This is a genomic window from uncultured Campylobacter sp. (assembly GCF_938045535.1).
Lineage (GTDB): Bacteria > Campylobacterota > Campylobacteria > Campylobacterales > Campylobacteraceae > Campylobacter_B.
In genome coordinates, this window is the sequence record NZ_CALIMQ010000063.1 from 1 (window position 1) to 8,911 (window position 8,911).

Below are 8,911 nucleotides of genomic sequence, written 5' to 3' on the forward strand. Positions count from 1 at the left end.
AGGGACGCACCCGGCGGCAATGCCAGCCGCAAGACGCAGCGGCCGTTCTTTTCACAAACCACAAAGGCGGGTTCGGTGACAGGGATGGCAGTGTTCATAACAGACTCCGGTGTAAAAAAGCACGGGAGCCTTCCCCGCCGGGAAAACGCCCATGCGGGGGAAGAAGAAAAAAACGATCAGCGCTGCTGCCGGGCGGAGAGACCGTCGGCAGCGATGGAGTGCGGAGTCAGGGCTGACTCCACTTGTTCGCAGACCCAGCAAAACACCGTACTGCGCCTCGCGTATTGCGGGGCATCAAGGACGGTGCAGAGGAGGGACGCCACATCGGCGGTGAGACCGCCGCCGCTATCCGTCAACAGGAAATGATCCAGCAACCGGCACAGGGACTGCTCGCGCAGCCAGTGGTCAATCGCTGCCCGGTTGCGCTGCAACAGCCAGCGGACAACACCATCACTGAGCAGATCATCGACCTGATCGACATAGTCATCCGCCGCAAGCGGCACGTCGCGGAACAGATAGGCGAGATCCACATGAGCAAAAACAGCCTCTGTCGTCATGCGCCGTCTCCGTTTTGCCGCAATAAGCCGACCAGATGGCCGGGTACGTCCCGTTCCGGCACATTAAAGCAGGCACCGATATCGAAAAAGTATTGCGCCGATGTTTCCGCCCATTCGTCCTGAAAACGCAAATCGAGCGCGATGTAGTCGAGGCAGACGGAAAGATGCACATAAGGACGGGCCAGGTACCCCTCAAAGCCTTCTGATTCGACCTCGGCGGCGATGCCCAGATAGCGCAGAATATCGCGGTGTTCATTCAGCAGATCGATGGCTTGCGCCAGCCGGGCGACATCAAGGCGGATGACCGCATCCGGAAGGGGCAGCGCGCCCGGCTCCGGCAGGATCACATTGTCCAGGGTTGGGCAGTCGGCGGGTAAGGTCAAAGACAGCAGCAAGCGGCCGTCACGGGTTTCCGGCACAAAGCGCGGAGAGGTTGCAGTTGGGGTGTGCATAAAAATACTCCCGGTGGAAAAAAAGCGGGAGCATCCCCGGCGGGGATGTTCCCGCACAGGGTGGATAAAAAGGAAGACGGTTCAAGCCGGGGCGGCGGCACCATCTCCGTCGGTTGACTGCTGCTTGGGCGTGCAGCGATCGCAGGCCCAGCGATAGAGTAAATCGGCACGGGCCTGTTCGGGGTCATGCAGCATGGCGCTAATCGCCCGTGCCAACCCTTCTTTCAGCCGGTCGTCCCGGATGAGATGTGCGCCCAACTGATCGGCAACATTTTGCCGGGACAGCCAGGCAAGAATATCGCCCCGGTTGCGCTGATACAGCCAGACGGTATTGACCGGGTCACGGACGACACTGTCCAGGACGCGGTGGTAGTTGTCCTCGTCAATGATATAACCGTCCAGCAGATAGGCGAGATCGGCATTGGGGATAAGAAAGCTCATGTGCCCTCCTGTAAGTTGGAAAACAGGGGCACCACCCACAGGGAAGTGCCCCTGTGGGTGGGTGAAGGCGGTGATGCCGCCTGGGGGGAGGTCAGTCGTGGGGGAACTGCACCGCTTCTTGCAGGCTGCGTTTTTGCTCGCGCTTTTCGGTTAAAATTTCGCTTTTAAATTTGATGTCGCGCGCCCCGAGCAGCGCCTCAAACTTTTCGGCGGCGGTAGCAAGCCTTTTATGCCCCGTGCCGAAGCGCTCAAAAAGCGGCGCCAGCATCGATGAATTACGCTCGCTCGCCCAATTTAGATAAATTTTTCGCTCGCCCAAAGCTAAAAACGCCTCAAAATCCTCCGTGCTTTTTAGCGCGGGGCTCATCGTAAGAAATGCAATATCAAAAACTGCGGGAATTTTAAAATTTTCGCTCTCGCGGTTTTTGCTCACAGCGTCTTTTAAATTTAAAGCCCGGGCTTCTTGAGCTTGCGCGTTTGAAATTTCGCTTTGCGAGCGCGGATAAATTTTAAAATTTTCGCCTGCTCCGTCTGCAAAACCATCGCGGCTAAGCCGCTCGCAAAACTCCGCGAAGCTTAAATTTAATACGTTTTGCAAGCTGATGCCAAACTCCTCTGCGCTACGCCTTAGCTCGCGCAGCATCCCCTCCGAGCTATCGATCGCCGTAACCTTGGCGCCCAGCGACGCGAGATACAGCGAGTAAACCCCCGTGCCGGCGCCCACGTCTAGCACGCTTTTGCCCGCAAAGCTCACGCCCCAGCCGCGCAGTATCTCAAACACCCGCTTGCCGAAATCGCCCGGCTCGCCGCTAAATTTGGCGTAACTTTCGGACTTTTTATCCCAGCTATTTTTATGTGATTTTTCGCCGATTCTCTCCACCGCTAGCCTTTAAATTTTTTGTAATAATAGCAAAATTTGGCAATTTTTCCGAATTTGGGCTATAATAAATGCTTTCAAAATCTAGGCGAAAGGGCGTTCATGGCGGACGTGACGATAAGAAATTTAAACTTTGCTTACGAAAAACGCGAAATTTTAAAAGATATAAACCTAAGCTACGAGCTGCGCGATTTTTTAGCGATTTTCGGGCCCAACGGCGGCGGCAAAAGCACCCTTTTGAAGCTACTTTTGGGGCTATTGCGACCAAGCTCGGGCACGATCGAAATTTTAGGCAGATCGCCCGTGCTTGCCAGAGCGCAAATGGGCTACGTACCGCAGTTTATAGCGATAAACAAAAGCTTTCCCATAAGCGTGCTCGAAGTCGTTTTAATGGGGCTGATAGATAAGAAAATTTTCGGCTTCTACTCCAAATCCGAGCGCGAACAAGCTATGCAAGCCTTGGGGCGCGTAGGTATGCAAGACCTTGCAGACTGCCGTATCAGCGAGCTTAGTGGCGGGCAGAGACAGCGCGTTTACATCGCGCGGGCGCTGTGCGCGAAGGCTAAAATTTTACTTCTTGATGAGCCGCTAGCGAGCATCGACACGATGGGGCAGGTTCAAATTTACGAGCTTTTAAAATCCCTAAACGAGAGCGGCTGCGGCATAATTTTAATCAGCCACGACGTGCAGCTTGCACTAAACTACGCAAACCGCGCGCTTTACGTCGCAAACGGCTCGGCGCATACCCACGAGATCGATCCGGGAGGCAGAGCGGAATTTTTAGAGCACCTGCGACGCGAGCACGGACACTTCTGTGCCGTCGATCTCGCGCTTAACGAATGCTGCTGCAAGGAGGGCGAAAATGGCTGAAATTTTATCTTACGATTTCATGCGAAACGCCCTACTCGGCGGACTTTTGGTCAGTATAGTCTGCGGCGTCGTTGGCTCTTTAGTCGTGATAAATCGCATGAGCTTCATAGCAGGCGGCATCGCACACGGCGCATACGGCGGCATCGGCATCGCGCTATTTTTAGGCATCTCGCCCGTGCTGGGAGCTAGCGTATTTGCGCTGTTTTTGGGGCTACTCATTGCCTACGTCACACTACGAAATACCGAGCGCTTCGACGCCGTAATCGGCGCGATATGGGCGTTTGGAATGGCTTTGGGGATAATCTTCGCCGATCTTACGCCTGGATACAAATCCGATCTGATGAGCTTTCTGTTCGGCTCGATCCTAGCGATAAATCATGAAAATTTGATCTTCATCGGCATTTGCGGCGCGGCATTTGCGGCGCTTACGGCGTGCTTTTATAGGCAGTTTTTAGCGATCAGCTTCGATAAGGAATTCGCCCTGCTGCGCGGAGTAAATACGAGCGTCTTTTACTACGTCCTCGTGGTAATGGCGAGCCTCGCGGTGGTCGCGTCGATTCAGATCGTAGGGCTAATCTTGGTGATCTCGCTGATGACGATCCCGCCCTTTATCGCCGAAAAAATTTCAAAAAACTTAGGCTCGATGATGGCGATAAGCTGCGCGCTATCGGCGCTTTTCTGCGCGGCGGGGCTTGTTTTGAGCTTTAAGCTCAATCTAACCAGCGGCGCCTCGATAATCCTAGTCGCCTCGGTCTGTTTTTTCGCAAGCTCGATCTTTAGCAAACTTCGCGCCTAAAAGCCAACCCAGCTCGCTAAGCAGGATACCTGCGAGTATCAGCGTCGCGCCTAAAATTTGAAGCGCGCTTAGCTTTTCGCCGAAAGCATACCCCATTATGCCAGCGCTTACGGGCTCTAGCGCGAAAATCAGCACCGTTTTTATCTCGCTTACGCCGCGGTTTTGTGCCATCGTTTGGATCACAAACGCCGCGACGGTGGCAAAGATCGAGGTCAAAACCAGCGCAAAAACGAAATCAAAGCTCGGCGAAAAGATTAAATTTCCAAGTACCCTTATCTCGCCTTCAAACTCTGCGTGCGGAGTGAAAACCGCCGCGATCAGCGCGCAGATGCAGACGCAGAGAAACTGCACGATCACAAAGCCGTAGATATTGCTTTTGCGCGCGCAGACGCCCGTAAATACGATGTGAAGCGCGTATGCAAACGCCGAAATCAAGCTCAACCGCTCACCTATGCCAAATCCCACCGCGCCGCTTGCTCCGCTTAAAAAATACAGCCCCAAAAGCGCCACGACCGCGCCGCCAAAGGCGCTAGCACCGATTTTTTTGCCGAAAAACGCAAGCATTAAAAAGGGCACGATGACGACGTTTAGCCCCAAAATGAACGCCACCGTCGAGGAGAGCGCATAATCAAGCGCTATGGTCTGGCAGGAAAAATCGCAAAACAGCATCAGCCCGCAAAACACGCCCCGCCCTATCGTGCCGCGGTCAAATTTGACGCCGAAGCGCAGGCAGGCGAGGTAAGTAAAAATGCTCGCCGCCAAAAAGCGCCAAAACAAAAAGCTAAAAACGTCGCCGCTATGCAGCGCGCGCTGAACCGGCACGAAAGTGCATCCCCAAACGATCGCCACGAAAAGTAGCCCCAGGTCCCACAGCCTGCTAGGCGGAACGGGGTTTTGCGCGGAATTGGAATTTTGCCCGAAACTCTGCGCGGAATTCGAGCTTTGCGTGCAGTTTTGCGTAGAGGCAGAATTTTGCGCGGCAGCAGGGCTCTGCGTAGAATCAGAGCTTTGCGCGAAATCGAAATTCTGCGCGAAATTTAAGCTTCGAGCAGAGCTAGAATTCTCTGCCGAATTAGATTTCTTCGCGAAATTCCGCGCCTCAAAATTTTTCAATCCAAACCCCTGCAGCGCTTGAGCGAAGCCGTGGCCCTTTGCAATGATATCGGTAAAATTTTTCTTTGAGCGTCGCGTATGAGCGGCGGCGAGGCTTTTTGCGGGGCTTAAATTTGGCTCGTCTACGGCGCTCGCACGATTTAGCGAACTCTCGCTATTTGCGCTACTATGAGTGGAATTTCCCATAAAATTTCGTTTGAAATTTCTTGCGGAATTTTCGCAAGGATTTATTGTGGGGGCTTTTGCGGAATTTAAAGCTTTATTTTCGGCGCAGTTTGGAATTTGCGCGGACTTTAAATTTGGCGAAAGAGCCGCGGAGCTTAAAGCGGATTTTCTTTCAAGATTTTTGACGCGCAGGGCGGAATAGGGCGCGATGAGACTGTGCATGGCAAAACCGACCGAGGCACGATTGCGTGCGGCGAAACCAGCCGAAGTGGGATAAAATTTTAAATTTCGCACGCTGATAAAATTTAACTTGGCGGCCGCGTATTGAAATTTAAAATTTCTTTTGAGGCGGGGGGCGGGAGCGAAATTTACCGCGCCGCCGCGCGCTGTATTGTTTGCGCACTCACGCACCCGGTTTGAGATAAAATTTAAAGCGGGTTTTGAATTAAAATTTTCCGCAGGCTCCAAGATAGAATTTTTCATAATTTGAAGTAAAATTTCGCCGAGATTTTAGTGCGGTCGCGCCTATCTGATCGTCTTTATGGCGTTTAAAATCGCGCCCGAGTTTTTGCGAAACTCCCTTTCGTTTTTGCTTAAAAAATCGAAGCTTTCGTTGATGAAGGCGCTGCTAAATTCGCTACTAAAATCGTCTCCAGGCTCGCGCCCGACGGCACTTTTAAAGCTTTTAGCAAAGCTCGCGTCGGCTCCTAGTTCACGTGCCAAAGGGCGAATGATTTCGTAAATTTCATCAAAGGCGTTGGTGCGCAGATAGTGGCTTAATAGCACCTCGCCGCTCATTACTGCCTTAGTATCGGCTTCGGACATATCTTTTATTTTAACGAGTACGAGCTTTTTGATCGGCTCTACGGCAAGACTTAGCTTCTTGCTCGCCAGCCTTTGCATATTCTGCACGGCGATGCTTTTTTTGCCCGCACGCTCGGTAATGTAGCTAGGCAGATCAAGCTCGTAATCCTGTACGCCAGTGCGTTCGTATTCATTTGCGGCACGCTCTATCAAAGTGCTTAGTGAGTTTTTAAAATTTTCACTATCGCCCGCGCCCGCACTAAGCATCACGTCTAGTCCCTTTACGGCGACCTCTTCCCAGCTAGCAGTCGCAAATAGCGGCAATAAACAAAAGATTAATTTTTTAAGCAAAGTTTTTCCCTAATTAAAGATTGTTTATTTTATTTCCTAAATTTTAATGTATAATCAACGCTTTTATAATACCAAAAGGGCTAAATATGGAGCTTTTACTCATCGCTTTCGCGCTTGCGATGGACAGCGTCGCGCTTAGTATCTCAAACGGCGCGAAATATCCGAATTTTAAATTTGCGCAGATCGCGCGCGTCGCATTTTTCTACGCGGCGGCTCAGTTTATAATGCCGCTTGCAGGCTACGCTTTGGGGATAAATTTCGTAAAATTTATCGCGCAGATCGATCACTTCGTCGCGTTTGGAATTTTATCGTTTTTAGGCGTTAAGATGATCGCAGAATCCCGCCGCGAGCAGGACGAGCCAGATCTTCGCCTAAGCACGAAGGAGCTGGTGCTGGGTGCGATCGCTACCAGCATCGATGCGATGGCCGTGGGCGTGACTTTTGCCTTTGGCGAGATAAACATCCTCTACGCCTGTTGCGTAATCGGGCTCGTCTGCTTCGCGCTGTGCGTCGCGGCGTGCTACGCAGGCAAGCTAACGGGCAAATTTCTGCAAGCCAAGGCGCTCGTTTTAGGCGGCGCGATTTTGATCTTAATCGGGGTTAAAATTTTACTCTCGCACCTCGGCGTTATCGATATTTAGCGACTTTTAAGCGCCGCTTTGTGATAATCTTTAAAACTAATCCGCAGGAGCGAAAATGAAAAATTTAATAAATTTAACCAGCGGCGACCGCCTAAATTTGCGCGTGCAGGGTCAAATTTTACTCAGCAAGAGCATCAAAAACGGCAAAACGAGGCAGACGCAAAAGGAGTTTGCCAGCATAGACGAGGCACAAAAAGCCTGCGCGAAAAAGGAGTGGGAGAGCCTAAAAAAAAAGATGAGCCGAAATCCTTAAAGCCTGTTGCTAAGTAGAAATAATATCAAATGAAAAAGGAGATGATGTGAAAAATATACTTTCTTTAAATTTTGAAGAAGTTAGATTATTTTTATTAAAGCATGAAAGCTACGTAAATATTAATTTGCCGCCATATATTAAATTTGATAATTTGTTTGATCAAATTTCAAAGGTTCTAGGTCGGAAAAATTTTATGAGTATTAAAAAAAGCAATCCTGATATTTTTGAAGATGTAAACTATAAATTATTTCATAATAAAAATGGCAAATATGATTGGCGGAGATTCGAATTAATCCATCCTTTTCTTTATGTTTCGCTTGTTAATGAAATAACGAAATACAACAATTGGAAATTAATCAAAAAAAGATTTGGAAAAAATAGAGCGAAAAGCGTTGTTGAATGTATGAGTTTGCCTGTAGTTTCTGAGTCAAACAAGTCAGATAAGGCTGAGCAAATCTCAAACTGGTGGGAGCAGATAGAACAAAAATCTATAATTTTAAGTTTAGATTATAGTTATATTTACCATACAGATATTGTAGATTGTTATGGTTCGATTTATACTCATTCTATATCCCGGGCATTACATTCCAAAAAAGCATCAAAAGATAACAGAAAAGATAAAAATTTTAACAAAAAATATATTGGTGGCATGATCGATTTTCATATACAAAGTATGTCGAATGGACAAACGAATGGGATACCGCAAGGTAGTGTTTTGATGGATCTTATTGCAGAGATCGTTCTATCTTATGCTGATTTGTGTTTAAGTGTCAGATTAAAACACATTGATAAAAAAGATTTTTATATTTTAAGATATAGAGATGATTATAGAATTTTTGTTAATAGCCCACAAATCGCAGATGAGATAATTAAAATGCTTACAGAAGTTTTAATTGATTTAGGGTTAAAATTAAATTCAAGTAAAACAACCTTTTCTAACAACGTTATTCAAAGTTCAATAAAACCAGATAAGTTAGATTGGCTAGTTGTTAGTAAAGATCTAGAAACAGCGCAAATTAATGAAAATTTTAAAACAGTACAAAAGTGCCTTTTGTTAATTTATCAAAACGTTATTAAAAGCCCAATAAAATCAGATAAGTTGGATTGCCCACTTATTAATAAAGATTTAGAAACAATGCGAATGAATAAAAATTTTAAAGCAACACAAAAGTACCTTTTGTTAATTCATCAATTTGCATTAAAATATCCGCATTCTGGAACCATAGAAAAAGAGCTTCAATTAATTTTAAAACAATTAAGAGAAGGTAAAGATGAAACTAGGAATAAAGAAAATATAGAAGTTTTAATAAGTATTGTGGTTGATATTACTCTTTTAAATCCAAGAACTTATTCTATATCTATGGCAATACTAAGTATATTATTTGGATTGATTGATAAAAAATTGATTGAATCAATTGTCGATAAAATTGTAAATAAATTTAATAGTATCCCGAATACTGGATATATGCAAATATGGCTACAGAGGGCAATTATAAAATTACAAATTACACAAAAAGATTTGTGCGAACCATTATGTAAACTAGTCGGCGGTGAGTCTATAAAATTATGGAATAATAAATGGTTACATCCT

Annotated in this window: 11 protein-coding genes; 5 read left to right on the forward strand and 6 right to left on the reverse strand. The window is 47.5% G+C overall.

Annotated features, from left to right (window positions below):
- Positions 1-176: 176 nt before the first annotated feature.
- The 4 genes from Q0095_RS02245 to Q0095_RS02260 all read right to left on the reverse strand — a co-directional run bounded on the left by Q0095_RS02245 (position 177) and on the right by Q0095_RS02260 (position 2,330).
- Entirely contained in the window at positions 177-557 is a 381-nt protein-coding gene (locus tag Q0095_RS02245) for a hypothetical protein (RefSeq protein ID WP_297880963.1), read from the reverse strand.
- Positions 554-1,009 carry a hypothetical protein gene (locus tag Q0095_RS02250; RefSeq protein WP_297880964.1) on the reverse strand — a complete coding sequence of 152 codons (456 nt, stop codon included), beginning with the start codon at positions 1,007-1,009 and terminating at the stop codon, positions 554-556. Before Q0095_RS02250 ends, Q0095_RS02245 begins: the two co-directional genes overlap by 4 nt.
- An 81-nt stretch (positions 1,010-1,090) precedes the next feature.
- A complete protein-coding gene (locus Q0095_RS02255) occupies positions 1,091-1,450 on the reverse strand; it encodes a hypothetical protein (RefSeq protein WP_297880966.1) in 360 nt (119 codons plus the stop codon).
- Between the two features lie 91 nt (positions 1,451-1,541).
- Positions 1,542-2,330, reverse strand: a complete 789-nt coding sequence (locus Q0095_RS02260) for a class I SAM-dependent methyltransferase (protein ID WP_297880968.1) — start codon at positions 2,328-2,330, stop codon at positions 1,542-1,544.
- Positions 2,331-2,429: 99 nt separating this feature from the next.
- Between Q0095_RS02260 and Q0095_RS02265 the strand changes: the two genes are divergently transcribed.
- Together Q0095_RS02265 and Q0095_RS02270 are read left to right on the forward strand one after the other, a co-directional pair.
- Positions 2,430-3,197 carry an ABC transporter ATP-binding protein gene (locus Q0095_RS02265; protein WP_297880982.1) on the forward strand — a complete coding sequence of 256 codons (768 nt, stop codon included), beginning with the start codon at positions 2,430-2,432 and terminating at the stop codon, positions 3,195-3,197.
- Entirely contained in the window at positions 3,190-3,993 is an 804-nt protein-coding gene (locus Q0095_RS02270; RefSeq protein ID WP_297880970.1) for a metal ABC transporter permease, read from the forward strand. The genes Q0095_RS02265 and Q0095_RS02270 overlap by 8 nt, the downstream gene beginning before the upstream one ends.
- Here the strand turns inward: Q0095_RS02270 and Q0095_RS02275 are convergent.
- On the reverse strand, positions 3,937-5,754 hold the full coding sequence (locus Q0095_RS02275; protein WP_297880972.1) for a DMT family transporter: 1,818 nt from the start codon (positions 5,752-5,754) through the stop codon (positions 3,937-3,939). The genes Q0095_RS02270 and Q0095_RS02275 overlap by 57 nt on opposite strands.
- A gap of 42 nt (positions 5,755-5,796) precedes the next feature.
- Positions 5,797-6,426, reverse strand: coding sequence for a hypothetical protein (locus tag Q0095_RS02280; protein ID WP_297880974.1), 630 nt, complete (start codon positions 6,424-6,426; stop codon positions 5,797-5,799).
- A gap of 86 nt (positions 6,427-6,512) precedes the next feature.
- Here Q0095_RS02280 and Q0095_RS02285 point away from each other — a divergent pair, with 86 nt between their 5' ends.
- From Q0095_RS02285 to Q0095_RS02295, 3 genes are all read left to right on the forward strand, one after another.
- A complete protein-coding gene (locus Q0095_RS02285; protein ID WP_297880976.1) occupies positions 6,513-7,067 on the forward strand; it encodes a manganese efflux pump MntP family protein in 555 nt (184 codons plus the stop codon).
- 55 nt (positions 7,068-7,122) lie between these two features.
- On the forward strand, positions 7,123-7,320 hold the full coding sequence (locus Q0095_RS02290; protein ID WP_297880978.1) for a hypothetical protein: 198 nt from the start codon (positions 7,123-7,125) through the stop codon (positions 7,318-7,320).
- Between the two features lie 46 nt (positions 7,321-7,366).
- Positions 7,367-8,911, forward strand: a 1,545-nt coding sequence (locus Q0095_RS02295) for an RNA-directed DNA polymerase (protein WP_297880980.1), incomplete at its 3' end; no start/stop codon positions are given.